The sequence below is a fragment of the Pseudomonas sp. TH39(2020) genome (assembly GCF_016650715.1).
Taxonomy (GTDB): Bacteria; Pseudomonadota; Gammaproteobacteria; order Pseudomonadales; family Pseudomonadaceae; genus Aquipseudomonas; species Aquipseudomonas mandelii_C.
This window is the reverse complement of record NZ_JAEKFF010000006.1, coordinates 1,805,446-1,831,131: the sequence shown is the minus strand read 5'-3', so window position 1 is coordinate 1,831,131 and position 25,686 is coordinate 1,805,446. Positions and strand designations below refer to the sequence as shown.

Below are 25,686 nucleotides of genomic sequence, written 5' to 3'. Positions count from 1 at the left end.
GCTTGCCGGCGATGAGGAAGTGTCAGGCAACATTCTTGTCGTCTGACATAACGCCATCGCCGGCAAGCCGGTCTCGCTCCCACAAGTTTCTTAGCGCCGAAATTAACTCAAATTGATGGCGTTCATCTACAGGACAGCGAACGTGCCTTGTGCTTTTGCGACGAGCTTGTCGCCTTGCATCACGTCGGCTTCAACCACCAGCGTGCGCCGGCCCGGGTGGATCACCCGCGCCGTGCACATCACTTCACCGTCTGCGACGGCGCGAATGTAATTGATCTTGCACTCGATGGTCGCGCTCTGCTGGTCAAAGCCGTGGGTGCTGGAACAGGCCAGCCCCATGGCAATGTCCACCAGACTGAACAAGGCCCCGCCGTGCAGCTTGCCGCCGCGATTGCGCAGTTCTGGCGCAAGCCCGAGGGCGACTTGCGCCACCCCGGTCTCCAGACTGTGCAAGCGACACCCCAGCAACTTGAAAAACGCGCTTTCGGTCAGCCCGGCAGGGATTTCCATCAGCGTTTCTTCAACTGCTTGGCGTTGGCGAACAGCGAAGCCATGGCGTTGTTGGCCGGGGCAGCCGCCGTGGTTTCTTTACGTGGCGCGGTGTTCTGGGACTGGCGTGGCGCCGAACCCGGACGTGCACCACGGGCACCGTCGATTTTCTCGCCCGGGGTGTCGCTCATGCGCATCGACAGGCCAACGCGTTTGCGGGGGATGTCGACTTCCATGACCTTCACTTTCACCACATCACCGGCCTTCACCGCTTCACGCGGATCCTTGATGAACTTCTCCGAAAGCGCAGAGATATGCACCAAACCGTCCTGATGCACGCCGATGTCGACGAAAGCACCGAAGTTGGTCACGTTGGTCACCACGCCTTCGAGGATCATCCCCAGCTCCAGATCCTTGAGGTCTTCGACACCTTCCTGGAACTCGGCGGTCTTGAACTCGGGACGCGGGTCGCGGCCAGGTTTTTCCAGCTCTTGCAGGATGTCGGTGACCGTTGGCAGACCGAAGGTTTCGTCGGTGTACTTTTTCGGATCAAGACGCTTGAGGAAGCTGGCGTCGCCGATCAGCGAGCGAATATCACGGTCGGTCTCAGCAGCAATGCGCTGGACCAGCGGATAGGCTTCCGGGTGAACCGCAGACGAATCCAGCGGGTTGTCACCGTTCATGACGCGCAGGAAGCCAGCGGCCTGTTCGAAAGTTTTCTCGCCCAGACGAGCGACTTTCTTCAACGCAGCACGGGTTTTGAACGCGCCGTGTTCGTCGCGGTGGCTGACGATGTTTTGCGCCAGGGTCGCGTTGAGGCCGGAGATCCGTGCCAACAGCGCCACGGAAGCGGTGTTGACGTCGACGCCCACGGCGTTTACGCAGTCTTCGACCACCGCGTCCAGGCCGCGCGCCAGTTTCAGCTGCGACACGTCGTGCTGGTACTGGCCGACGCCGATGGATTTCGGATCGATCTTCACCAGCTCAGCCAGTGGATCCTGCAGGCGACGGGCAATCGACACCGCGCCACGGATCGACACGTCGAGGTCCGGGAATTCCTTGGAAGCCAGTTCCGACGCCGAGTAAACCGATGCGCCGGCTTCGGAGACCATGACTTTGGTCATCTTCATGGCTGGGTATTTTTTGATCAGTTCAGCGGCCAGCTTGTCGGTTTCACGGCTGGCGGTGCCGTTGCCGATGGCGATCAGGTCCACTGCATGCTTGGCGCACAGGGCGGCCAGAATCGCGATGGTCTGGTCCCATTTGTTGTGCGGCACGTGCGGGTAGACCGTGGCGTGATCCAGCAGCTTGCCGGTGGAATCGACCACGGCCACCTTGCAACCTGTGCGCAGGCCCGGGTCGAGGCCCAATGTGGCGCGCGGGCCAGCCGGCGCCGACAGCAGCAAGTCGTGCAGGTTATGGGCAAACACGTTGATTGCTTCGGTTTCCGCGCCGTCGCGCAGTTCGCCCAGCAGGTCGGTTTCGAGGTGGGTGTAGAGCTTGACCTTCCAGGTCCAGCGCACCACTTCGCCCAGCCATTTGTCGGCGGCGCGGTTCTGGTTCTGGATGCCGAATTGCTGGCCGATCATGCCTTCGCACGGGTGCATGGTGCCCGGCAGTTCATCGCCGACTTTCAGCGCGGAACTCAGAATGCCTTCGTTGCGGCCACGGAAAATCGCCAGCGCGCGGTGCGACGGCATGCTTTTCAGCGGTTCATCGTGTTCGAAGTAGTCGCGGAACTTGGCGCCTTCCTCCTCTTTGCCGGCGATGACGCGGGCGCTGAGGGTGGCTTCCTGCTTGAGGTAGCTGCGCAATTTGTCCAGCAGGCCGGCGTCTTCGGCGAAGCGTTCCATCAGGATGTACTTGGCGCCTTCGAGGGCCGCCTTCACATCGGCGACGCCTTTTTCGGCATCGACGAAGCGCGCCGCTTCAGCGTCTGGCGTCAGGGTCGGGTCGTTGAACAGGCCGTCGGCCAGCTCGCCGAGGCCGGCTTCCAGGGCGATCTGGCCCTTGGTGCGGCGCTTCTGCTTGTACGGCAGGTACAAGTCTTCGAGGCGGGTTTTGGTGTCGGCGAGTTTAATGTCGCGTTCAAGTTGCGGGGTCAGCTTGCCTTGTTCCTGGATGCTGGCAAGGATGCTGATGCGCCGTTCGTCGAGTTCTCGCAGGTAGCGCAGACGCTCTTCCAGGTGCCGCAACTGGATGTCATCGAGGCTGCCGGTCACTTCTTTCCGGTAGCGGGCGATGAAGGGCACCGTGGAGCCTTCATCGAGTAGCGCGACGGCCGCTTCGACCTGTTGTGGGCGTACGCCGAGTTCCTCGGCGATGCGGCTGTTGATGCTGTCCATAAAACCACCTGACAAATTGTGAAAGCAGGCTCGCAGGCGCAGAGATAAGGGCTCGGCGAGTCTGGTTGAGCGGCCTGGCCTGCGCCGCTACCTGGATCAACAGGTATCCCGTTGACCCGTGAAATCGAACAATTACTGCTTGCGCCATGAAAATAAAAAACGGCCACCTACAGTAATGATCAGACGTTGCCTGACACAAAAGGCCGCGCATTATAACCAGCGTTCTGTCATTCGGGGGCATCGCAGGCTGTAGGCATAAAGGCCGGATTTCTGGCGATGAAGGAAAAATCTGCTAACAATGCACTCGGTGCGTATAACGACAGCTACGCCATAATGCGCGCCGAGATCAAAGGAGCATCTAATGAGCAGCACTGCAAACATTGCTGAAGGCGAAAAAATTCTTATTGTTGACGACGATCCAGGGCTGAGCAGCCTGCTGGAACGTTTTTTCGTCAGCAAGGGCTACCGCGCCCGCGCCGTGCCGAACACTGAACAAATGGATCGCCTGCTGGCGCGTGAAGTGTTCAACCTGGTCGTCCTCGACCTGATGCTGCCCGGCGAAGATGGCTTGACCGCTTGCCGCCGCCTGCGCACCGCGAACAACCAGATTCCAATTATCATGCTGACCGCCAAGGGCGATGAGCTGAGCCGCATCAAGGGACTGGAGCTGGGCGCCGACGATTACCTGGCCAAACCGTTCAACCCGGACGAGCTGATGGCTCGCGTCAAAGCGGTTCTGCGTCGCCAGTTGGCTCCAGTACCGGGCGCTCCGGGCAGCGAAGACGAAAGCGTGACCTTCGGTGACTACGAGCTGTCCCTGGCGACCCGCGAGCTCAAACGCGGCGACGAAGTCCACATGCTCACCACCGGTGAGTTTGCGGTGCTCAAGGCGTTGGTCATGAACGCCCGTCAGCCACTGACCCGCGACAAGCTGATGAATCTGGCCCGTGGCCGCGAGTGGGACGCCCTGGAGCGCTCCATCGACGTGCAGATTTCCCGTCTGCGCCGGATGATCGAGCCCGATCCATCCAAGCCGCGTTACATCCAGACAGTCTGGGGCGTAGGTTACGTGTTCGTTCCGGATGGCGCCGCCACCAAGTGATCGGTGATTTGTAGGAGCGGGTCTTGCGAACAACGGGTCAGATGACCTTGTTCGCAGACTCGCGATCCGCAATATGCGAGCATCGCTCGCTCCTGCAAGTGTGTAGCGGTTATCCATGAAAACCCCCGTTTGGTTCCCCCAGAGTTTCTTCTCCCGCACCCTTTGGCTGGTGCTGATCGTCGTCCTGTTCTCCAAGGCGCTGACCCTGGTTTATCTGTTGATGAACGAAGACGTGCTGGTAGATCGCCAATACAGCCACGGCGTCGCCCTGACGCTACGCGCCTATTGGGCGGCCGATGAAGAAAACCGCACAAAGATTGCCGATGCCGCGACGCTTATCCGGGTAGTGGGTGCTGGCGTGCCGGAAGGTGAGCAACACTGGCCTTACAGCGAGATCTATCAGCGGCAGATGCAGGCGGAGCTGGGTGCCGACACTGAAGTCCGATTACGTATGCACTCGCCGCCGGCCCTGTGGGTTCGGGCGCCAAGCCTGGGTGATGGCTGGTTGAAAGTGCCGCTTTACCCGCATCCATTGCGCGGCCAGAAAATCTGGAACGTACTCGGCTGGTTCCTCGCTATCGGTCTGCTGTCCACTGCCTCGGCGTGGATCTTCGTCAGCCAGCTCAATCAACCGTTGAAACGTCTGGTCTATGCCGCGAGACAACTTGGCCAGGGCCGCAGTGTGCGCCTGCCGATCAGCGACACGCCGAGTGAAATGACTGAGGTCTATCGCGCCTTCAACCAGATGGCTGAAGACGTCGAACAGGCCGGCCGCGAGCGCGAACTGATGCTCGCCGGGGTGTCGCACGACTTGCGCACGCCACTGACCCGTTTGCGGTTGTCTCTGGAGTTGATGGGCGACCACAGCGACCTGACCGACGACATGGTCCGCGATATCGAAGACATGGACGCGATTCTCGACCAGTTCCTGGCGTTCATTCGCGATGGTCGCGACGAGTCGGTGGAAGAGGTGGACCTGAGCGATCTGGTGCGCGAAGTCGCGGCGCCGTACAACCAGAACGAAGAGAAAGTGCGCCTGCGCCTGGAGCCGATTCAGCCGTTTCCATTGCGTCGGGTGTCGATGAAGCGGCTGCTGAACAACCTGATTGGCAACGCCTTGCATCACGCGGGCAGCGGGGTTGAGGTGGCGGCCTATGTGTCCGGGGACACCAGCGCGCCGTATGTGGTGCTGAGTGTCATGGACCGTGGGGCGGGGATTGATCCATCGGAGCTGGAGGCGATCTTCAACCCGTTTACTCGGGGTGATCGAGCCCGGGGCGGGAAGGGGACCGGGTTGGGCTTGGCGATCGTGAAGCGGATTGCTTCGATGCATGGCGGGAATGTTGAGTTGCGCAATCGGTCCGGTGGCGGGCTGGAAGCGCGGGTGCGGTTGCCGCTTGGATTGATGCTGCCAAGGGATGCGGTTTAAGAGGCCCGCAGCGTTGTTGCGGCTGAGGGCCTTCGCGAGCAGGCTCGCTCCCACATTAGACCGAGTCGCTGGCTAAATACGCGGTCAACTGTGGGAGCGAGCCTGCTCGCGAAGGCGGCCTCCCGGCCGCCGCAAAAATGAGGGTTAACCCTTACCTTTGGTCCGAGTCATATTCGGCCCACCATTCTTCTCCAGATGCTCAATGATGATCCCCGCCACGTTCTTGCTGGTGGTGGTTTCAATTCCTTCAAGCCCAGGCGACGAGTTCACTTCCATCACCAGCGGCCCGTGATTGGAACGCAGGATGTCCACACCCGCCACCGACAACCCCATGACTTTCGCCGCGCGCAACGCCGTCATGCGTTCTTCCGGTGTGATCTTGATCAGGCTGGCACTGCCGCCGCGATGCAGGTTGGAGCGAAACTCCCCAGGCTTCGCCTGGCGTTTCATCGCCGCGATCACCTTGTCGCCCACCACGAAGCAGCGAATGTCCGCCCCGCCGGCCTCCTTGATGTATTCCTGAACCATGATGTTCTGCTTCAGGCCCATGAACGCCTCGATCACCGACTCCGCCGCCGTCGCCGTTTCACACAGCACGACGCCGATGCCCTGAGTGCCCTCCAGCACCTTGATCACCAGCGGCGCACCGTTGACCATCTCGATCAAGTCGGGAATGTCATCCGGGGAGTGCGCAAACCCGGTGACCGGCAAACCGATCCCACGGCGTGACAGCAATTGCAGCGAGCGTAATTTGTCCCGCGAGCGTGCGATGGCCACCGATTCATTGAGTGGAAAAACGCCCATCATTTCGAACTGACGCAACACCGCGCAGCCATAAAACGTCACCGACGCGCCAATCCGCGGGATCACCGCATCGAAACCCTCCAGCGGCTTGCCGCGGTAGTGGATCTGCGGCTTGTGGCTGGCGATGTTCATGTAGGCGCGCAGGGTGTCGATCACCACCATTTCATGGCCACGCTCGGTACCGGCTTCGACCAGACGACGAGTGGAATACAGACGCGGGTTCCGCGACAGCACAGCGATCTTCATGCAACACCTGTGGAGGAGGTAGATACCGGGAACACCGGCTTGTCTTGTACGTACTTAATGCCCGGATTGACCACCAATTGGCCGTCGATCAAGGCTTTGGAACCGAGTAACAGGCGATAACGCATGGACTTGCGGCAGGCGAGGGTGAACTCGACCCGCCAGACCCGATCACCGAGGGCCAGGGTGGTGCTGACCACGTAACGCATCTGCGCGTGGCCATTGGAGCTTTTGATGGTTTTCATCGTCACCAGGGGGGCTTCGCAGCGACGATGACGCAGTTGCACCACCGTGCCCAAGTGAGCAGTAAAACGCACCCACTGTTCCCCGTCGCGCTCGAACGGTTGTATATCGGTGGCATGCAGGCTGGAGGTGCTGGCGCCGGTGTCGATTTTTGCGCGCAGGCCCGCGACTCCCAAATCCGGGAGCGCCACCCACTCGCGCAGACCGACAACGGTCAAATGGTCAAATGTCTTCAATAGGAAAAACCGGCGATTAACGCGTCCAGGCCTCAGGCGTTACCTGAGCCAACGCTTTGAATGCAGGTTTGGCGAACCAGTAACCTTGCATCAGAAAAATTCCACAGTCCGCCAGGAAGTCCCGTTCTCCGGCGCTTTCGATCCCTTCGGCAATGACTGTAACGTTCAGCTCCGCACAGATTGTGACAATCCCTCGAACGATAGCCTGACGGACACGATCACGGTCGACATCGCGGATCAGTGCCATGTCGAGTTTGATCAGGTCCGGTTGGAAGTCAGCGAGCAGATTGAGCCCCGAGTAGCCCGCGCCGAAATCGTCGATGGCAGTCTTGAAGCCGAATTCGCGGTATTCACGCAGAATATTGGTCAAATGGCGATAGTTATCTACGTGCTGGCTTTCCAGGGTTTCGAAAATCAACCGGTCGATGGGGAAGTTGTGTTTTCTCGCTGCTTCCAGCGTGCTGCGAATACACAGTTCCGGGCGGTACACGGCGTTGGGCATGAAGTTGATCGACAGGAGTGTCTGCATCCCTAGATTCGCCGCCCCTTCAATGGCTCGCGTCCGGCAGAGCTGGTCGAAACGGTAGCGGTTGTCCTCGGTGATCTGATCGAGCACCGACAGCGCACCTTCACCGGCCAGGCCGCGTACCAATGCTTCGTGGGCAAAAATCGACTGGTCTCGCAAATCAACGATCGGCTGGTAGGCGAAGGCAAAATCGAAGCCCAGTGGCTCGCTTTGCTGACAACCCTGGCACCCGCCCTGAGGCGAGGTCAATGATGACGGAAATGTAGTCACTCGATCACTCCATGCCGGTGATCCGGCCAAGTTCGCATTCTAGCTGGAGGTCCGAGTTATTGCGCCCGACAGAAACGGTAGTACAGTTCCGACTATTGGCGGAGAGAGGAATTCAAGTGGCACAAAAACAGGAAGAGGACGACAAAGTCCGTCTCGATAAATGGTTGTGGGCCGCGCGTTTTTATAAAACACGTGCCTTGGCCAAGGCGGCGATTGAAAGCGGCAAGGTGCACTGCCGGGGCGAGCGCTGCAAACCGGGAAAGGAACCGAGGATCGGCGACGAGTTTCAGATTCGCACAGGGTTCGAGGAGCGCACGGTGGTGGTTCAGGCGTTGTCGATCGTACGCCGTGGTGCGCCAGAGGCTCAGGCGCTCTACGCCGAAACCGACGCCAGCATCGCCAAGCGCGAGGCGGCTGCGGCCATGCGTAAGGCCGGTTCGCTGGGCGTGAGCACCGATGGCAAACCGAGCAAGAAGCAGCGACGGGATCTGTTCAAGTTTCGTGGAAGCAGTAACGACGAGTAGTCAGTTGCTTCTGTGTTGCAATTGCCCAAACGTGTAGCCATATCGGGTTAATCGCCAGCAGCGCGTTGGATGGGTGAAAGCGCCACTCGTCGAAAACCACACACAGCTTCTGACCCGTAGGCCATAACCAGAAGGCCAGCAGCGTCAGAGGTAAGAAATTGCATCAGCCAACCGGCGGAGGTTCCACCTTGCTTGGAACAAACCCGGATTGTTCATAAAATGCCTCCCATGGCCGAACATCGTGCACACAAATGGTGCTGCAGAGGCGCATTTTCTCGCTGTTTCAAATCATTTTGTCATTACTTCAGATACCCAGACCTATGACCGATTTACCGGATACCGACTACACCCAACGCTTCATCTTCGATGACAGCGACACCCGCGGCGAGCTGGTTGCGTTGGAGCGTAGCTACGCCGAAGTCCTCGCTAAACACCCGTACCCGGAGCCGGTTGCACAACTGCTCGGCGAGCTGATGGCGGCGGCGTCGTTGTTGGTCGGCACCTTGAAGTTCGATGGCTTGCTGATTCTCCAGGCCCGTTCCGAAGGCCCGATCCCGCTGCTGATGATCGAGTGCTCCAGCGAGCGCGAAATTCGCGGCCTGGCCCGATACGAAGCCGACCAGATCGCCCCCGACGCGACCCTCGCCGACCTGATGCCCAACGGCGTATTGGCGCTGACCGTCGACCCGACCCAAGGCCAGCGTTACCAGGGCATCGTCGACCTCGATGGCGAAACCCTGTCGGAGTGCTTCACTAACTACTTCGTGATGTCCCAACAAGTCGGCACGCGTTTCTGGTTGTACGCCGATGGCCGTCGCGCCCGTGGCCTGTTGTTGCAACAACTGCCTGCTGATCGTTTGAAAGACGAAGAAGAACGCGCCGCCAGCTGGCAGCACATCACCGCGCTGGGCAGCACCCTGACCGCTGATGAATTGCTGAGCCTGGACAACGAAACCGTCCTCCATCGTCTCTACCACGAAGAGCAGGTTCGTCTGTTCGATGTGCAGAAACTGCGCTTCCGTTGCAGCTGCTCTCGCGAACGTTCTGCCAATGCGCTGGTCAGTTTGGGTCTGGAAGATGCTCAGTCACTCGTGATCGAACACGGTGGCAATATTGAGATTGACTGTCAGTTCTGCAACGAACGCTACCTGTTTGACGCTGCCGATATCGCTCAATTATTCGCTGGAGCGGGTGTCGATACGCCGTCAGATACCCGTCACTAAAACGGTTCAGCGCAGGTAAATTCACTGGTTTGTGCCGGAATAACGCCGTTCTGACGGGAGGGCCCTACTATTTTTGGGCTTTTCTGGCATAATCCGGCCCACTTTTTGTCGCGGTAGTAGTGCACGACTTTCTACTACAAAACGTTTGGAGCACACTCGGCCACTGGCCGACGGGGAATCTCATGACGCAAGCCAATAACGCCGTGTACACCGATCTGAGTGTTGATGATCTGGTAAAAGAAGCTCTGAGTCGCGGTGAGGGCGAGCTTGCCGATACCGGCGCGCTGACTGTTCGCACCGGTCACCGCACCGGCCGCTCGCCAGTCGATCGTTTCATCGTTGACGAGCCGTCCACTTCGGCTTCCATCGCCTGGGGCCCGATCAACCGCAAGTTCCCGGCCGACAAGTTCGATGCCCTGTGGGACCGCGTTGAAGCGTTCAACAACGCGCAAGAGCATTTCGTTTCCCACGTGCATGTAGGTGCGTCCGAAGACCACTACCTGGCCGTGAAGATGACCACCCAGACTGCCTGGCAGAACCTGTTTGGCCGTTGCCTGTTCATCAACCCGGAAAAGTACAACCCGGCTGGCCGTGATGAGTGGCAAGTGCTCAACGTTGCCAACTTCGAATGCGTGCCAGAGCGTGACGGCACCAACTCCGACGGTTGCGTGATCCTCAACTTCGCTCAGAAGAAAGTGCTGATCGCCGGCATGCGTTACGCCGGTGAAATGAAGAAAGCCATGTTCTCGGTGCAGAACTACCTGCTGCCAGCTGCCGACGTGCTCCCAATGCACTGCGCCGCCAACATCGGCGAAGCGGGCGACGTGACCCTGTTCTTCGGTCTGTCCGGCACCGGCAAAACCACCCTGTCCGCCGATGAAAGCCGTTACCTGATCGGTGACGACGAGCACGGCTGGGGTGAAGGCGTTGTCTTCAACATCGAAGGCGGCTGCTACGCCAAGTGCATCGACCTGTCTGAGAAGAACGAGCCGGTCATCTGGAAAGCCATCAAGCACGGCGCAGTCCTGGAAAACGTCGTTATCGATGACGCCAAGCACGCCGATTACGCCGATGTCAGCCTGACCCAGAACAGCCGCGCCGCCTACCCGCTGGAACACGTCGCCAAGCGTTCCGAGAAGAACCTCGGTGGTGAGCCAAACGCTGTGATCTTCCTGACCTGCGACCTGACCGGCGTGCTGCCGCCAGTGTCGATCCTCAGCGAAGAACAAGCGGCCTACCACTTCCTGTCCGGCTACACCGCACTGGTGGGCTCGACCGAAATGGGTTCCGGCAGCGGCATCAAGTCGACTTTCTCCACCTGCTTCGGCGCACCGTTCTTCCCGCGTCCGGCTGGCGAATACGCAGAACTGCTGATCAAGCGCATCCGCGGCTTCGGCTCCAAGGTCTACCTGGTCAACACCGGCTGGACCGGCGGTGGCTACGGCGTCGGCAAACGCTTCAACATCCCGACCACTCGCGGCGTGATCGCAGCGATCCAGAGCGGCGCGTTGATCGGCGTTGAAACCGAGCACCTCGACACCATCAACCTCGACGTGCCATTGGCCGTACCAGGCGTTGAAACTGGCCTGTTGAACCCACGTAACACCTGGGCTGACAAGGCTGCTTATGATGAAGCTGCTAAAGCACTGGCTGGGTTGTTTGTTGAGAACTTCAAGAAGTTTGAAGTGAGCGACGCGATCAAGGCTGCTGGGCCTAAGTTGTAAGTGTTGGTTTGATGGAATGAGAAAGCCGCCCTTTGGGGCGGCTTTTTTTATGGGCGCGATCCAGGCTGTCAGGGACACCATAATTGCCATTATTCCAGCCGAAAAGGCGCTAAACGACCAGAATAATGGCACTTACGCATTCGGTTAAATGCCTTCCAATTCCTGTGTATCCCACCGTTGCAACTTGATCGCTTGGTAAATCATTCCGATAGTCAGCGGGGCCTTATCGCCACGCCCCTTGGCCCGGCGCTTGAGGAATACGTCAAAGCCTTCGGGCTGGAAATACCGATAAGCGTCGTAGTCGATGAAGTCGATGGTGAATTGTTCTTCCAAGGCTTCCATCAGATGCCGAGCGTCCGCGCCATCGCAGCCCAGGTCGAAGTTGATCGAGGTGGTGAGGCTGATGGTTTTGCGTTCAGGCAGGCCGAGCTCTTCGTGCAGCAGCTGCATGAGCAGGTGCATGGCGTGGTCGTCGGGGAAGTTGGGGGCGAGGTTCATGGGGCGTCTTCTGTTTAGGGCCATTTCGTGAGGCGGATTAAGCCTGATCTTGCGATGTGTTGGATGTCGATCAGAGCTGCAAGCATGGAGTTCGCGGGAAGGCTGGCGTTCACCTCGTACGATCTCGTTCATTTGTTGCACGCTTTCCATCAGCTCATCAAAAAATTTGCTCAAGGTTATCCCAGGGTTTTGATCGTTCCCACGCAGCGTGGGAACGATCTTCGCTCAACGTCAGGTTGGTGCTTTCCAGCCCATCATGCGTTGTTGGGCGACTTTCAGTAGGTCGCAGCCGTCCTGAGTCAACAGGTAGAGGGCGTGGGTGATATGCGGGATGTCTTCCACGTCACCGTTTTTGAAGCATTGGCAATGTAGGGTTTTGAGCAGGTCGCCGGAGGCTCGGATGCGCTGGAGGGCGGCTTCGAGGATGTCTTGCGGATTGGCTTCTGTGTCGATGATCAGGGGTGGGGAATCGGTGAGGTTCGTTTGGAGGGGGCGGTAGCGATCGGGGAACGGGTTCAATTTATTCATTTTATGTATTCTCAAATGCATCAGATGAAACCACCACCATCGTGACCAAGCGATGGAGGCGGACTGTGTTCGGGTTGGTCAGCCGGAGGAATACATAAGACCGGCACGCCATAAGGCGTCCCAAACACAGCCACCATATAGCGTGCAGACACTTGAGGTGCCGGCAGCATACAACGGACGCGTTTATGTATTCCATCGAGTGACCAAGCCCGAGTCGCTGAATTGGCAGCGACAGTCCGACTATAGGTGCGAGTCGCCGGTCGGCGATAGTCGACAAGGGTGCCTTCGGTTGTAGGACCGGGATGAAGCTTTGATAGGGCGTTGCCTACGGACTTATCCCCGGCCGAAAACTCTCTCGTTTGATCGTTATCAGGTGCACCGCGTTATCGTTCATCGCGGGCAAGCCCGGCTCCCACAGGGATTTTCGCCCGGGCATTAACCTGCTGTGATTTTCGGCAGTCGTTGCCGGGCGATGTCGAGCAATTCGCTACCATCCTGCGTCAGCAGGTACAGCGCATTGACGATGTTGGGAATATCGCTCGCATCCGCCTGTTTGAAGCACAGGCAATACAGCGTTTCGAGCAGTTCGCTGGCGGCGCGGATGCGTTGGCGGGCGGCGTCGAGGATTTCGTGAGGGTCGGCTTCTGTGTCGATGACCAGCACGGGGGTGTCGCTGTAGCGGGATTTGAGCGGGCGATAGCGTTCTGTAAGCATCGAGGTTCGTCCTGTGCGAAATCGGGAGGTGGCTCCCGGCAGGCCGAGACACTGTTTTCAGCCGCGCCGCAGACTATAGAAGGGCACGGCGCCGCGCGGCAATACGGCCGCAATGGACAGGTTTTGTAGGGGTTTTACCCGCCTTTTCGGACCGAACCTACGCGTTTCCCAAGGTTTTTACGCCTAAACCCTTAGACGGCAAATTTCCTACGGGTTTGTCAGGCGCAACGCATCAAACCACTGTATGGTGCGCGCCAGAATCAGTAGGACGTTTCGAAACGTCCGTCCAACGCTTAAAGGGAATTAAGTATGCAATGGCTACGTATGGCCTCGATTTTGTTGCTGTGGGCCGGAATTTGTCGCGCCGCAGATGCTGCTGACACCGGTAACTCGATGGTCCTGGCCACCATGGATCGCACCGGTTGGCCGGATGCGCTGACCAGTCAGGCGAGCATGGACACCGCTTTGCGTGCTGAAGTGCTGATGTTCGGCAAGGCGTTACTGGCCAGCGAAGCGCTGGACGAACAGAGCCTGAAACAACGACTGGGCGTGCAGGATGTGAAGCTCAAGTCGGTCAGGCAAGTGCGTGACGGGCTGTGGGACCGGCTGCTGACCGCCTACCGCAGCGCCAGCCAGAACTGCGACGGTGAACCCTTCTGCCCCCGCGTGCGAAGCGTCGCTGATTTGCGTCAGTTGGCGGCGGCGTTCACCGGCGAAATCAGCCCGGCCCACGCCATTTGGGCGAGCAAGAGCCAGGTGTTTCATGAGCAGGCGCTGAATGAGCAGCTGCGGGTGGCGGTGCTGGTGCCGTAGCCTCATCGTCTGCTGACGATCGTTCGAAGCTGTATCATCCCGTATCGTTTTGGTCCCCGACCTTTTCTCGACTCGCTGCGTTTGCCGGCTAGGCTTTGGGCTTCGCAGCGGTCAACGGAGTGACAGCTTATGCACAACACCCTGGAACAGGTTTTCGGTTTTCCACAGTTTCGGCCCGGCCAGGAGGCGACGGTCAGCGCGGTGTTGGCCGGGCGCTCGGTGGCGGCGATTTTCCCCACCGGCTCGGGCAAGTCCCTTTGTTATCAATTACCGGCCTTGCTGCTGCCGCACCTTACGCTGGTGGTCTCGCCGCTGCTGGCGTTGATGCAGGATCAACTGGCGTTCCTTCAGCGCCACGGCATCGCAGCAGGCAGTATCGATTCGGCCCAGAGCCGCGATGACGCCAGCGATGTGATGGCTCGGGCCAAGTCTGGCGAGCTGAAGATTTTGATGATCTCCGTGGAACGCTTGAAGAACGAGCGTTTCCGTAATTTCTTGCAGCAGGTGCCGATCTCGCTGCTGGTGGTGGACGAGGCGCACTGTATCTCGGAGTGGGGCCACAACTTTCGCCCCGACTACCTCAAGCTCCCCGACTATCAGCGCCAGTTCAACATCCCTCAGGCGCTGCTGCTGACCGCCACCGCGACACCCAAAGTGATCGCCGACATGGAGGCCAAGTTCGCCATTGCCCCCGACGATGTGGTGACCACCGGTTTCTATCGTCCGAACCTCAATCTGTTGGTGGAGCCGGTGCGCGGGCAGGACAAGCGACGACGCCTGGTTGAATGGATGAGCCAGCGTCCCGACCAGCCGAGCATTGTCTACGTCACCCTGCAGAAAACCGCCGAGCACATTGCCGAACATCTGGCCCGCAACGGTATTCAGGCCGAGGCCTATCACGCTGGTCTGCCCCACGAACAACGCGAAGCAATCCAGCGCCGATTCATGGGTGGGCAGTCCAATTGCATCGTCGCCACCATCGCGTTCGGCATGGGCATCGACAAGAGCGACATCCGCAACGTAGTGCATTTCGACCTGCCCAAATCCATCGAAAACTACAGCCAGGAAATCGGCCGCGCCGGGCGTGACGGGCAGCCGTCCGACTGCCTGGTATTGGCCAACCGCGACAGCCTCAACGTGCTGGAAAACTTCGTCTACGGCGACACGCCTGAGCTGGATGGCATCCGCTATGTGCTCGACGAGTTGCAAGCCGCCGCGCCCGAGGGGCAGTGGGAGTTTCTGTTGGGGCCGCTGGCGGACCAAAGCAACATCCGCCAATTGCCGCTCAAGACCTTACTGGTGCAGTTGGAACTGCGCGGGATCATCGCCCCGCGCTACGCCTATTACGCCGAATACCGCTTCAAATACTTGCAGGAACCCGAGGCCTTGCTGGCCCGCTTCGAGGGTGAGCGCAAGGACTTCGTCGCGGCGATCATCCAGACCTCCAGTCGCGCACGGACCTGGGCCACGGTGAATTTCGATGCGCTGTATGAGCAGCATCAGGCCGAGCGTAATCGCGTGGTAAAGGCGCTGGATTATTTCCAGGAAAAGGGCTGGGTCGAGCTTGAAAGCAAGCAGATGACCGAGGTCTACAGCCTGCTGCAAACGGACTTTGATGCCCAAGCCCTGAGCGAAGAGTTGCACGCCTACTTCACCCGCCACGAACAAACTGAGATCGCACGGATTCACGCCATGCTGGATCTGTTCGCCACGGACCATTGCCTGGGTTATCGCCTGGCCGAGTACTTCGGCGATGAAAACGCGCCGCAGCAGTGCGGGCATTGTTCGGTGTGTCACGGGGATGTGGCGCGATTGCCGGCGCCACCGGAATTACCGGCGCTTGTGGATAAAACCTTCGAGGCGTTGTGCGGTGATTTTATCCACAGGCATGAGCAGCACACCGGCAACGTTCCGTCGGCTGAACGCGTGACGCGGTTTTTATGCGGCATCGGCGTGCCGCTGTTCACCAAGCTCAAGGCACGGTCGATTTCCGGGTTTGCGGCGCTGGAGGATTATCCATATGCCGAAGTCCGGACGTGGGCCGAGGCGCACTTGCCGGCGTAGATCCATCCGCTGAATGTTGCTCATCACAGGAATAAATTTCAAAAATGCGCGGTGGCTGACTATGGTGAAGGCTGTCTTTGGATCGCCAACAAGAGAACAACTATGAGCCAGACACCGTTCAATATTCAGCGCGCCGCCGTCATTGGCGCCGGCACCATGGGCCGTGGCATTGTCATGTGCCTGGCCAACGCCGGCGTCCCGGTGCAGTGGGTCGATAACAATCCACAGATGCTTGAACAGGCGCTGGCTTCCGTGGCGGACACCTTCGCCCACAACGTGCATCAGGGACGGATCGATCAGGCCGAGGCGGACGCTCGCATTGCACGGGTCACGGCGGCTGCTGACTACGCGGCGATCTGCGATGTCGATCTGGTCATTGAAGCGGTGTACGAAAACCTCGAGCTCAAGCAGAAAATCTTCCGTGAGCTGGACGGTCTGCTCAAACCCGAAGCCATTCTGGCCAGCAATACCTCGGCGCTGGATATCGATGCCATCGCTGCGGCTACTCGCCGTCCGCAACAGGTCTTGGGCCTGCACTTCTTCAGCCCGGCGCACATCATGAAACTGCTGGAAGTCGTTCGCGGTGCCCAGACTTTACCGGTGGTGCTTGAGGCTGCTCTGGCACTGGGCAAGCGCATGGGCAAGGTCAGCGTGGTGTCGGGCAATTGCCACGGTTTCATCGGCAATCGCATGCTGCATCCGTATACGCTCGAAGCGCGCAAGATGTTGCTCGAAGGCGCTTATCCCTATCAGGTCGATGCGGCACTGCAAGGTTTTGGTTTCGCCATGGGGCCGTTCCGCATGTACGACGTGGTCGGCATCGATCTGGAGTGGCGCGCTCGGCAGTTGGCCGGCGAAGGGCAGGATGCGCCTGAAGTTCAGGTGGACAATCGTCTGTGCGAGTTGGGTCGTTTCGGTCAAAAGAGTGGCAATGGCTATTACCACTATGAGCCGGGTAGTCGCCAGGCTGAGCACGATGTTGAAGTCGATGCGCTGGTGCTGAAGGTTAGCGAAGAGTTGGGCTTCCAGCGTCGCGAGATAAGCCCCGAGGAGATTCTGGAGCGCTGCTTGCTGGCACTGGTCAACGAGGGTGCGAAGATTCTTCAGGAAGGCATCGCCGAGTCGGCGCACGATATCGATCTGGTGTACCTCAACGGTTACGGCTTCCCGGCGGACAAGGGAGGGCCGATGGCCTGGGCGGATCAGCAAGGGCTGGCGGATATTCACCAACGGTTGCTGGCGCTTGAGACGAAGCAGGGTGATCAATGGACCCCGGCGCGGTTAATTGGGGAGTTGGCGGCGGTGGGTAAAGGGTTTGCGGATCGGTAGACTTCACCTGTTCGATCGTTCCCATGTCGAGGCGTCGAACCGTCCGCGTGGGAACGCCTCCATGGACGCTCTGCGTCCGCTGTTGGGACGCGGAGCGTCCCAGGCTGCATTCCCACGCAGAGCGTGGGAACGATCCTCAAGGCGAGAACCCATGACTCAACGCACCGACTATCCCCACTTCCAACCCATCACCACCCGCTGGCACGACAACGACGCCTATGGTCACGTCAACAACGTGACCTATTACAGCTTCTTTGACACAGCGGTGAACACCTACCTGATCGAAGTCGGCGGTCTGGATATCCATGACGGCGAGGTGGTGGGTTTTGTGGTGAGTTCGGCCTGTGACTACTTTGCTTCCATTGCCTTCCCCGACCGGGTCGAGATCGGTTTGCGGGTGGGCAAGTTGGGTAACAGCTCGGTGCAGTATGAATTGGCGGTGTTCAAGGTCGGGGAGGATGAAGCCTGCGCGGCGGGGCGTTTCGTGCATGTGTTTGTGGACCGGGCATCGAATCAGCCGGTGGCGATTCCTGCCGGGTTGCGCGGGGCGCTGGAGCGGTTGGTGGTTTGACGGGCAAAAAAAATCGCAGCCCTTGGGCTGCGATTTTTTGATGCATCGGCAAGCGAGGCGATTCAAGCCTCAGTCGCGATAGCGATGGTGATGCTTGCGGTGGCCATAGGCATGACCACGCCCCGGATGGTCGTCACGGTAGTAACGACGATCACCATGGCCACCACGATAGGAACGACGATCATCATCGTCGTCATTACTCTTGTTGCCCATGTAGTTACCCAGCGCGCCACCGGCGCCGCCGCCGGCTGCGGAACCGATCAGGCTGCCGGTGGTGCCGCCCATGCTGCGGCCGACCACGTTACCGCCTGCTGCGCCCAACGCACCGCCAATGGCGGCTTCGCCACGGCTGTGTTTGTCTGCGCCAACTGCGCTACCACCCGCGCCGCCCAGGGCTGCGCCAATGGTGGAACCTGTACTGCCGCCTAATGACTGACCGACGACCGAGCCCAGAACCCCGCCCAATGCGCCGCCCACACCAGCTTCGGTGGTGCCGCCAGCAGAAGCGAAGCCACTGACCAGGCCAAGGGACAACAAGAGAATCGAGGAGAACTTCATAGAGGAACCTCAAGGGGATGACGGCGCGATCCTGAGGCTGTGTCATGGTCGTGACAATCGAAATCCGACGAGTAACACGACTTGAGCACATTTCTATAAGTTACTGTTTTTTAGCCGGAACTTAAGTATTTTTCGCCGGTCTTTAGCTACTTCGGATAGGCCGTTTTCATGCAAAACGGCCTTTTTTGTGGGCGTTTGGAAAGTATTGATCCGGAAGATTCGTTGAATGGTCCACCGCTTTCGCGAGCAGGCTCGCTCCCACAGTGGATTTGTGTTCAACGCAGATCAAATGTGGGAGCGAGCCTGCTCGCGAAGGGGACTGACCTGCTGCCGCGTCAAGCCGACTTGGCCATAATCAACCCGGTTTCACTCGCCGCTTCCAACCGGATCGCCACAAACTTCGATGTCGGCGTATGGCTGCCATCCCCGATGCTTTCCAGCGGCACCAGCGGATTCACTTCCGGGTAGTAAGCCGCCGCTTGCCCGGCAGGGATATCAAACGCCAGCAGCGTAAAGCCCTTCACCCGGCGCACACGGCCATCATCCCAGATCGAAACGATGTCAGCCTTCTGCCCCGGCTTGAACCCCAGGCGAATGATGTCGGCTTCGTTGACGAACAACACATCACGCTGACCTTTCACGCCGCGATAGCGGTCATCAAGCCCATAAATCGTGGTGTTGTACTGATCGTGAGAGCGCATCGACTGCATGATCAGGTCCGGCAATACGCCGGTGGCGCGGGTGCGTTCGTGCACCAGATCTTTAGGCAGGACGTTCGGACGGAAATTGGCGCGCCCCGACGCGGTATTCCAGCGGCGAGCACCGGCGCTGTTGCCGAGGTAGAACCCGCCCGGGTTCTGGATCTTCTCGTTGAAGTCCTTGAAACCCACAATGGTGTCGGCGATCAGGTCGCGGATGCGCCGGTAATCGGCCACCAGCCAGTTCCAGTCCACCGGTTTGCTGCCCAGGGTCGCGGCGGCGATGCCGGCAATGATCGATGGCTCAGAGCGCATCTGGTTCGACAGCGGCTGTAACTGGCCGTTGGAGGCGTGAACCATGCTGAACGAGTCTTCGACGGTCACCGCTTGCGGGCCTTCAGTCTGGATATCGATGTCGGTGCGGCCCAGGCACGGCAGGATCAGCGCCTCTTTACCGTGTGCCAAATGACTGCGGTTGAGCTTGGTACTGATTTGTACGGTCAGGTCGCAGTTGCTCAGGGCCTGGAAGGTCCGTGAGCTGTCCGGAGTGGCTTGGGCGAAGTTGCCGCCCAGACCGATAAAGACTTTCGCGCGGCCGTCGGCCATGGCATGGATTGCCTCGACCACGTTGTGACCGTTTTCACGTGGCGCCTTGAACTTGAAGCGACGCTCCAGGGAGTCGAGGAACGCCACCGGCGGACGCTCGTTGATGCCCATGGTCCGGTCGCCCTGCACGTTACTGTGGCCGCGCACCGGGCACAGACCGGCGCCGGGCCGGCCGATGTTGCCGCGCAGCAACATCAGGTTGGCGATTTCCTGGATGGTCGCCACCGAATGGCGATGCTGTGTGATGCCCATCGCCCAGCACATGATCACGTTCTTGCCTTTGGCGTACATCTGCGCCGCTTGCTCGATTTCAACCAGCGTCAGTCCGGATTGTTCGACGATCTGCTCCCACGAGGTGTCGTCGACGATGCCCAGGTATTCCAGCACGTTGACACTGTGTTCATTGAGAAAGTCGTGGTCGAATACGGCAGGCTCACCCGCCTTCTGTGCGTCACGCTCCCACTGCAGCAGGAACTTGGCCATGCCGCGCATGATCGCCATGTCGCCGCCCAATGCCGGACGGAAGTACGCGGTGTTGGTCGGCTTGTCGCTGTTGGTGAGCATTTCGATCGGGTGTTGCGGGTGCTGGAAGCGTTCCAGGCCGCGCTCCTTCAAAGGGTTGATGCAGACCACCTGAGCGCCGCGTTTCACCGCTTCGCGCAACGGTTCGAGCATCCGTGGGTGGTTGGTGCCAGGGTTCTGCCCCCAGACAAAAATCGCGTCGGCGTGTTCGAAGTCGTCGAAGGTGACGGTGCCTTTGCCGACGCCGATACTTTGCGCCATGGCCACACCGCTGGCCTCGTGGCACATGTTCGAGCAATCGGGGAAGTTATTGGTGCCATAGGCACGCACGAACAATTGATACAGGTACGCCGCTTCGTTGCTGGCGCGGCCAGAGGTGTAGAACTCGGCCTGATCCGGGCTCGACAGGCCCTGCAAATGTTTGGCGATCAAGGAGAACGCAGCTTCCCAACTGATCGGCTTGTAGCGATCGGTTTCTGCGTCATAGCTCAATGGCTCGGTCAGACGACCCTGATACTCCAGCCAATAGTCACTTTGTTCCAGCAACGAACTGACGCTGTGCTTGGCAAAGAACGCACCGTCGACACGGCGTTTGGTCGCTTCCCAGTTCACTGCTTTGGCGCCGTTCTCGCAGAACGCCACCATGCCGGCTTCCTTGGAGTCGCCCCAGGCACAACCGGGGCAGTCGAACCCGCCGTTCTTGTTGGTTTTGAGCATCATGCGCAGGTTTTTCAGCGCGTTGTCGCTGGTCAACCAGGCCCGGGCAACGCTGGCCAGCGCGCCCCAGCCACCGGCCGGGCCTTTGTAGGGCTTATAGCGCGGAACGGGTTTCTGGTCGGCTTGTTGATGTTGGGTCACGCTTGGTTCTCCGTCGCAGGGCTGTAGACCCGCGGCGCATTTTTCTGCGGCAGGTGGATGAGATTGAGGTTGTGGCGACGGGCCCATTGCACGGCTAGGCCCGTGGGCGACGACAGGCTGACCAGGGTCTGGATACCTGCGCGCAACACTTTCTGGATCAATTCGAGGCTGCAACGGCTGGTGACAATCACCAGCCCGCCGGTGGTCGGGATCTTCTGGCGAATCAGCCCGCCGATCAGCTTGTCGAGGGCATTGTGGCGGCCGATGTCTTCGCGGCCCAGCAGCAATTGGCCCTGACTGTTCATAAACACGGCGGCGTGCACCGCACCGGAGTACTGGCCAAGAGGCTGAAACGCCCCGATGCGCTGACGCAAACCATCGAGCCATTCGGCGGGCGGCAAGGGTGCGCCGGGCAACACCTTGAGATCTGGCAGTGCCTGTTCCACCGCTTCCACGCCGCAGAGTCCGCAACCGCTGGTGCCGGCCATTTGCCGACGCTGTTGCTTGAGGTTCCAGAAGGCGCGGTTGGCGATGGTCACTTGCGCGTATTGCGCTGAACCCGAGCCGCTGAGTTGCAGGTCATAAATGTCGGAAGCGTCTTCGATGATGCCGCTGCCGAGGCTGAAGCCGACGATGAAGTCTTCAAGGTCGGTCGGCGTCACCAACATGACCGCCTGACTGATGCCGTTATAGGCGATCGCCAACGCGACTTCTTCGGCCAGCGCGGTGCTGGCTGATTCGGTGTCTTGAAGGTCGCAGTAACTGTACGTCTGGCTTGCGGCGGGCGCTGGCGTTTCGAGGGCTGGCGCCGCGCAGGCAGGGCGCTTGGCGTTCATGAGGTATCACCGACGGTTTGGGCTGCTTTAAGCCTAGGCGCGTCAACTTGTCGCGTCTAATCGCTAATACTGATCTACCGATAGATGGCGTCGATCAAGAGCTCGGCGGCGATTGCTGAAGAATCGCGAAACAGGCTTCCGCGAGCGCCGAACGTGGGGCGCTGCGACGCATGATCAGCCCCAGCCGGGCGACGGTCTGGGCATTTTCGATGGGTTGCAGGCGCAAATGATCGGTGAGTTTTTCCAGGCCTCCGTCCAGCGGCATCACGGCGCAGCAGAATCCACCGTGCACCGCTTGTAACAATTGGTGGACGGCATCGGTTTGCAGCAACGGCTGCGGAGTGAGGCCACGACTGTGGAAGTTGTGGTCGATGGACTGCCGAAAATGCATGCCGCTGGTGAGCATGCCCAGCGGCAGTTCGATCAGGGACTCCCAACTCAGCGGCGCCTCGCCGAAACTGAAGAAACGCTGATCATAGAGCAGGCCCATGCGGGTTTCGCTGAACGCCAGGGAATCGAAGCGTTCGCCGTCCAGTCGCTCCAGGTACGACACGCCCAGATCCAGACGATTGTTCGCCAGTTGTTCGAGGATCTGTTCAGAACTCAAGGCCGAGAGTTCGAAGCGCAGGTTTGGGTGTTCGGCGTGCAAGCGTTGCATCAGCGGCAGCGGATCGAAGCTCGATAGCGGCACCACGCCCAGACGCAACGTACCGACCAGATTGCCGCGACAGGCAGCCGCCTCGGCCTGCAAACCGTCGTAGGCCGCCAACACGGTGCGCGCCCAGGCCAGCACCCGTTCACCCGGTGCGGTGAATCCTTCGAAGCGCTGACCGCGATTGACCAGCGGCAACTCGAGTTCTTCTTCGAGGCTGCGCAGGCGCATGGACAGGGTCGGCTGGGTGATGTGACAACGCGCAGCGGCCTGGCCGAAATGCCGGGTTTCGTCGAGGGCGATGAGGAATTTAAGTTGCTTGATGTCCATCTTCGCTCCAGGGCGCGGGAAGGCTCGGATTCTAGCGCTTGGGGGGAAGCGGCGTCATTGGTCGGGTTGGAACCGTGTATTGCAACCTTGGTCTAGTCTTTTGCGTCTGGAACCCAAAACCCAAGGAGAGCGCACCATGAGTATTTTTAGCTTTGTGAAAGAAGCAGGCGAAAAACTTATCGATCTGCTGACGCCAGGCAACGCCAATGCCAGCGAGCAGTTGAAGGAACATATCAGCAAGGTCGGCCTGGGTAGCCCGAATGTGCAGGCGACGGTGGATGGCGACAAGGTCACCGTGACCGGCGAAGTCGGCAGTCAGGAAGAGAAGGAAAAAATCCTGCTGGCGGTGGGCAATATTGCCGGTGTCGGTAGTGTGGATGACCAGATCACCGTGACCGGGCCAGTGGCTGTGGCCGCGAAGTTTGTAACGGTTGTGAAAGGCGACACCCTCAGCGCGATTTCCTTGCGCGTTTATGGCGATGCCAACAAATATCAAAAAATCTTTGAGGCCAACAAACCGATGCTCAAGGACGTGAACAAGATCTATCCGGGGCAGTCGTTGCGGATTCCTGAGTAAGCCTCAAGACCGCTTTCGCGAGCAGGCTCGCTCCCACATTGATCTTCAGTGAACACATTATTTGTGTACGACGCAGATCCGTGTGGGAGCGAGCCTGCTCGCGAAGCAGGCGACGCGGTCTAGAGCCCGGCAATCAACTCTCGATAATCCCCCACCGCCGCAAACTCGGCCGTGTCCTTCGGACCTTTACGGCTGTCCGGCTCACTCACGGCCAACAAATGCGCCACACCAAAATTCCGCGCGCTGCGCAGGATCGGCAAGGTATCGTCGATAAACAGACTGCGCGCCGGATCAAAGCCGATATCCGCCTGCAAGGCATCCCAAAATTGCGGGTTTTCCTTGGCGAAACCGTAATCATGTGAGCTGATCAACCGCTCGAAGTAAGGCGCCAGTTCGATTCTTTCCAGTTTCAATGACAGCGAATCGCGGTGTGCATTGGTGATCAGCACCACGCGCTTGCCGGCTTGTTTGATGGCGGCCAGAAAGGTGTCCGCATCCGGTCGCAAGGCGATCAGGTGCGCGGTTTCCAGTTTCAGTTCGCGCACCGGCAATTTGAGCTCGTCGCTCCAGAAGTCCAGGCAATACCATTGCAACTGGCCGGCGTTGCGTTCGAATAACGGCTGCAATTCCATCTCGGCCATGGCCCGACTCACCCCGTGCAACTCGGCGTAACGCTGGGGCAGGTGTTCCATCCAGAAATGGTTGTCGTAATGCAGGTCCAGCAGCGTGCCGTCCATATCCAGCAGAACGGTGTCGATGTCGCGCCAGGGCAGCAGGGACATAAAAAACTTCTCCAGCGGTAAAAAAGATATCCGAGGTAAACAATCAGGATAGGCCGGGTATAGTAACGCGTTCACGCCAAGGAGCTTTTCATGCGCCAGAAACCCACCATCCTCGCCCGCGAGATCGTCGCCACCAGCCGTTTGTTCTGCGTCGAAGAGCTGAAGTTGCGCTTTTCCAATGGCGTGGAGCGCACGTATGAGCGGCTGGTGGGCAAGGGCGCCGGTTATGGCGCGGTGATGATCGTGGCGATGCTGGATGCGGACCACGCGGTGCTGGTTGAAGAGTATTGCGGCGGCACCGATGAATACGAGCTGTCCTTGCCCAAAGGCTTGATCGAGCCGGGCGAGGACGTGCTGGCGGCGGCCGAGCGGGAGCTCAAGGAAGAGGCCGGGTACGGCGCGCGGCAACTGGAGCATTTGACTGAGTTGTCGTTGTCGCCCGGTTACATGAGCCAGAAGATCCAGGTGGTGTTGGCCACTGATCTGTACGAAGAAAGCCTTGAAGGCGATGAGCCCGAGCCGATGGGCGTGGACAAAATCAACCTGCGTGAGTTGTCGGCCCTGGCCCAGAACCCGCGATTCACTGAGGGCCGTGCATTGGCAGCACTGTATCTGGCCCGTGATCTACTGACTCAGCGTGGAGTGTTCCAGCCATGATTTTCCCCCATCCGTTGATGACGCCTGTGGTTGAACTGGCGCTGAAAGCCGGTGAAGCGATTCTGCCGTTTTGGCGTGCCAACGTTGCCGTGACTGCAAAATCCGATGATTCCCCGGTGACGGCCGCCGACATGGCCGCTCATCATCTGATCCTGGCCGGGCTGACGGCGCTGGACCCGAGCATCCCGGTGCTGTCCGAAGAAGACGCCAACATTCCCCAGAGCGTGCGCGCCGGGTGGCAGCGTTGGTGGCTGGTGGACCCACTGGACGGAACCAAGGAGTTCATCTCCGGTAGCGAAGAATTTACCGTCAACATTGCGCTGATCGAACAAGGCCGAGTGGTGTTTGGCGTGGTGTCGATGCCGACCAGCGGGCGCTTCTACGTCGGTGGTGCGGGGCTGGGCGCGTGGCGTGGCGATCAAGACGCGCAGCCTTTGCCGATTCAGGTTCGCGAGGTTCCTGCTGAGGGTGAGGCGTTTACCGTGGTCGCCAGTCGTCGGCATTCGAGCCCTGAGCAGGAGCGCCTGCTGGCCGGGTTGAGCGACAGTCTGGGCGAGTTGCAATTGGCCAACATCGGCAGTTCGTTGAAGTTCTGCTTGTTGGCGGAAGGGGCGGCGGATTGTTATCCGCGGTTGGCGCCGACTTCGCAGTGGGACACGGCGGCGGCGCAAGGCGTGCTGGAAGGAGCGGGCGGTGAGGTGCTGGATTTGAGCGGTGCGCCGTTCAGTTATCCGGCGCGGGAATCGTTGTTGAATGAGTTTTTCCTGGCGCTGCCGGCGAAGGCTGCATGGCGGGAGAAGTTGTTGGCGTTGGCCCGGAGCTGATCGTACGGATTCAAGAGCCACCCCTCACCCCAGCCCTCCCGAAACGTCGGACCGCCCCAGAGGGGAGAGGGGAAAGGGAGCCGATCTCTATGCTTTTCAAACCTGAGTTCG

25 protein-coding genes and 1 pseudogene are annotated in these 25,686 nt (G+C 59.5%); 12 read left to right on the top strand and 14 right to left on the bottom strand.

The genetic code is table 11. The features are described from left to right. Positions 1–126 precede the first annotated feature (126 nt). The gene (locus JFU47_RS16130; protein ID WP_007903088.1) at positions 127–510 is read right to left on the bottom strand and encodes a PaaI family thioesterase; all 384 of its coding nucleotides are present in this window, start codon (positions 508–510) and stop codon (positions 127–129) included. Continuing rightward, complete coding sequence (locus JFU47_RS16125; RefSeq protein WP_033058447.1) at positions 510–2,834, bottom strand: Tex family protein; 2,325 nt, start codon at positions 2,832–2,834, stop codon at positions 510–512. The genes JFU47_RS16130 and JFU47_RS16125 overlap by 1 nt, the downstream gene beginning before the upstream one ends. Before the next feature lie 361 nt (positions 2,835–3,195). Here JFU47_RS16125 and ompR point away from each other — a divergent pair, with 361 nt between their 5' ends. Further along, on the top strand, positions 3,196–3,936 hold the full coding sequence (gene ompR / locus JFU47_RS16120; protein WP_123367064.1) for an osmolarity response regulator transcription factor OmpR: 741 nt from the start codon (positions 3,196–3,198) through the stop codon (positions 3,934–3,936). Between the two features lie 115 nt (positions 3,937–4,051). Continuing rightward, positions 4,052–5,365: an ATP-binding protein gene (locus JFU47_RS16115; RefSeq protein ID WP_008149285.1), complete on the top strand. Its 1,314-nt coding sequence runs from the start codon at positions 4,052–4,054 to the stop codon at positions 5,363–5,365. Between the two features lie 144 nt (positions 5,366–5,509). Here the strand turns inward: JFU47_RS16115 and rimK are convergent, their stop codons facing one another. From rimK to rimA, 3 genes are read right to left on the bottom strand one after another with little or no spacing between them, the layout of a single operon-like run. Further along, positions 5,510–6,415, bottom strand: a complete 906-nt coding sequence (gene rimK, locus JFU47_RS16110) for a 30S ribosomal protein S6--L-glutamate ligase (RefSeq protein WP_095127616.1) — start codon at positions 6,413–6,415, stop codon at positions 5,510–5,512. Then, positions 6,412–6,891, bottom strand: coding sequence for a retropepsin-like aspartic endopeptidase RimB (gene rimB / locus JFU47_RS16105; protein ID WP_123367063.1), 480 nt, complete (start codon positions 6,889–6,891; stop codon positions 6,412–6,414). The genes rimK and rimB overlap by 4 nt, the downstream gene beginning before the upstream one ends. Before the next feature lie 16 nt (positions 6,892–6,907). After that, complete coding sequence (gene rimA / locus JFU47_RS16100) at positions 6,908–7,687, bottom strand: S6 modification regulatory phosphodiesterase RimA (protein WP_201184221.1); 780 nt, start codon at positions 7,685–7,687, stop codon at positions 6,908–6,910. 116 nt (positions 7,688–7,803) lie between these two features. Here rimA and JFU47_RS16095 point away from each other — a divergent pair, with 116 nt between their 5' ends. Then, entirely contained in the window at positions 7,804–8,211 is a 408-nt protein-coding gene (locus JFU47_RS16095) for a S4 domain-containing protein (RefSeq protein ID WP_201184218.1), read from the top strand. A 13-nt stretch (positions 8,212–8,224) separates the two neighbouring features. Here the strand turns inward: JFU47_RS16095 and JFU47_RS33135 are convergent. Further along, positions 8,225–8,427 (bottom strand): annotated as a pseudogene (locus JFU47_RS33135) (phosphatase PAP2 family protein); the annotation flags it as partial. A gap of 104 nt (positions 8,428–8,531) precedes the next feature. On the opposite strand from JFU47_RS33135, the gene hslO reads away from it, so the two are divergent. Together hslO and JFU47_RS16085 are read left to right on the top strand one after the other, a co-directional pair. After that, positions 8,532–9,434, top strand: coding sequence for an Hsp33 family molecular chaperone HslO (gene hslO, locus JFU47_RS16090; protein ID WP_140680456.1), 903 nt, complete (start codon positions 8,532–8,534; stop codon positions 9,432–9,434). Positions 9,435–9,616: 182 nt separating this feature from the next. Then, positions 9,617–11,158, top strand: a complete 1,542-nt coding sequence (locus JFU47_RS16085) for a phosphoenolpyruvate carboxykinase (protein WP_201184215.1) — start codon at positions 9,617–9,619, stop codon at positions 11,156–11,158. 144 nt (positions 11,159–11,302) lie between these two features. Here the strand turns inward: JFU47_RS16085 and JFU47_RS16080 are convergent, their stop codons facing one another. From JFU47_RS16080 to JFU47_RS16070, 3 genes are all read right to left on the bottom strand, one after another. Continuing rightward, positions 11,303–11,656 carry a DUF1493 family protein gene (locus JFU47_RS16080; RefSeq protein WP_201184213.1) on the bottom strand — a complete coding sequence of 118 codons (354 nt, stop codon included), beginning with the start codon at positions 11,654–11,656 and terminating at the stop codon, positions 11,303–11,305. Positions 11,657–11,887: 231 nt separating this feature from the next. Beyond that, complete coding sequence (locus JFU47_RS16075; RefSeq protein WP_123367054.1) at positions 11,888–12,184, bottom strand: hypothetical protein; 297 nt, start codon at positions 12,182–12,184, stop codon at positions 11,888–11,890. A gap of 435 nt (positions 12,185–12,619) precedes the next feature. Continuing rightward, positions 12,620–12,898 carry a hypothetical protein gene (locus JFU47_RS16070; RefSeq protein WP_201184211.1) on the bottom strand — a complete coding sequence of 93 codons (279 nt, stop codon included), beginning with the start codon at positions 12,896–12,898 and terminating at the stop codon, positions 12,620–12,622. Between the two features lie 309 nt (positions 12,899–13,207). Here JFU47_RS16070 and JFU47_RS16065 point away from each other — a divergent pair, with 309 nt between their 5' ends. The 4 genes from JFU47_RS16065 (at position 13,208) to JFU47_RS16050 (ending at position 17,675) form a co-directional block, all read left to right on the top strand. Further along, positions 13,208–13,711, top strand: a complete 504-nt coding sequence (locus JFU47_RS16065; protein ID WP_201184208.1) for a polysaccharide deacetylase — start codon at positions 13,208–13,210, stop codon at positions 13,709–13,711. A 129-nt stretch (positions 13,712–13,840) separates the two neighbouring features. After that, complete coding sequence (locus JFU47_RS16060) at positions 13,841–15,775, top strand: RecQ family ATP-dependent DNA helicase (RefSeq protein WP_201184205.1); 1,935 nt, start codon at positions 13,841–13,843, stop codon at positions 15,773–15,775. A gap of 102 nt (positions 15,776–15,877) precedes the next feature. Further along, positions 15,878–17,104: a 3-hydroxyacyl-CoA dehydrogenase gene (locus tag JFU47_RS16055; protein WP_201184202.1), complete on the top strand. Its 1,227-nt coding sequence runs from the start codon at positions 15,878–15,880 to the stop codon at positions 17,102–17,104. A 151-nt stretch (positions 17,105–17,255) separates the two neighbouring features. Continuing rightward, entirely contained in the window at positions 17,256–17,675 is a 420-nt protein-coding gene (locus JFU47_RS16050; protein WP_201184199.1) for an acyl-CoA thioesterase, read from the top strand. A 69-nt stretch (positions 17,676–17,744) separates the two neighbouring features. On the opposite strand, the gene JFU47_RS16045 is transcribed toward JFU47_RS16050, so the two are convergent. The 4 genes from JFU47_RS16045 to JFU47_RS16030 form a co-directional block, all read right to left on the bottom strand. Beyond that, positions 17,745–18,233 (bottom strand): glycine zipper domain-containing protein, encoded by a 489-nt coding sequence (locus tag JFU47_RS16045; RefSeq protein WP_201184197.1) that lies wholly within the window; start codon positions 18,231–18,233, stop codon positions 17,745–17,747. Between the two features lie 335 nt (positions 18,234–18,568). Then, on the bottom strand, positions 18,569–20,917 hold the full coding sequence (locus tag JFU47_RS16040; RefSeq protein WP_201184192.1) for an FdhF/YdeP family oxidoreductase: 2,349 nt from the start codon (positions 20,915–20,917) through the stop codon (positions 18,569–18,571). Then, positions 20,914–21,753, bottom strand: coding sequence for a formate dehydrogenase accessory sulfurtransferase FdhD (fdhD, locus tag JFU47_RS16035; protein ID WP_140680480.1), 840 nt, complete (start codon positions 21,751–21,753; stop codon positions 20,914–20,916). Before fdhD ends, JFU47_RS16040 begins: the two co-directional genes overlap by 4 nt. A gap of 94 nt (positions 21,754–21,847) precedes the next feature. Continuing rightward, the gene (locus JFU47_RS16030) at positions 21,848–22,735 is read right to left on the bottom strand and encodes a LysR family transcriptional regulator (RefSeq protein WP_140680482.1); all 888 of its coding nucleotides are present in this window, start codon (positions 22,733–22,735) and stop codon (positions 21,848–21,850) included. A gap of 136 nt (positions 22,736–22,871) precedes the next feature. Here JFU47_RS16030 and lysM point away from each other — a divergent pair, with 136 nt between their 5' ends. Continuing rightward, positions 22,872–23,312 carry a peptidoglycan-binding protein LysM gene (lysM, locus tag JFU47_RS16025; protein WP_140680484.1) on the top strand — a complete coding sequence of 147 codons (441 nt, stop codon included), beginning with the start codon at positions 22,872–22,874 and terminating at the stop codon, positions 23,310–23,312. 119 nt (positions 23,313–23,431) lie between these two features. Here the strand turns inward: lysM and yrfG are convergent, their stop codons facing one another. Further along, positions 23,432–24,094, bottom strand: coding sequence for a GMP/IMP nucleotidase (gene yrfG / locus JFU47_RS16020; RefSeq protein ID WP_201184189.1), 663 nt, complete (start codon positions 24,092–24,094; stop codon positions 23,432–23,434). 90 nt (positions 24,095–24,184) lie between these two features. On the opposite strand from yrfG, the gene nudE reads away from it, so the two are divergent. Together nudE and cysQ are read left to right on the top strand one after the other, a co-directional pair. Next, complete coding sequence (nudE, locus tag JFU47_RS16015; protein ID WP_033058385.1) at positions 24,185–24,751, top strand: ADP compounds hydrolase NudE; 567 nt, start codon at positions 24,185–24,187, stop codon at positions 24,749–24,751. After that, positions 24,748–25,575, top strand: coding sequence for a 3'(2'),5'-bisphosphate nucleotidase CysQ (gene cysQ / locus JFU47_RS16010; RefSeq protein ID WP_201184186.1), 828 nt, complete (start codon positions 24,748–24,750; stop codon positions 25,573–25,575). Before nudE ends, cysQ begins: the two co-directional genes overlap by 4 nt. Positions 25,576–25,686: the final 111 nt, after the last annotated feature.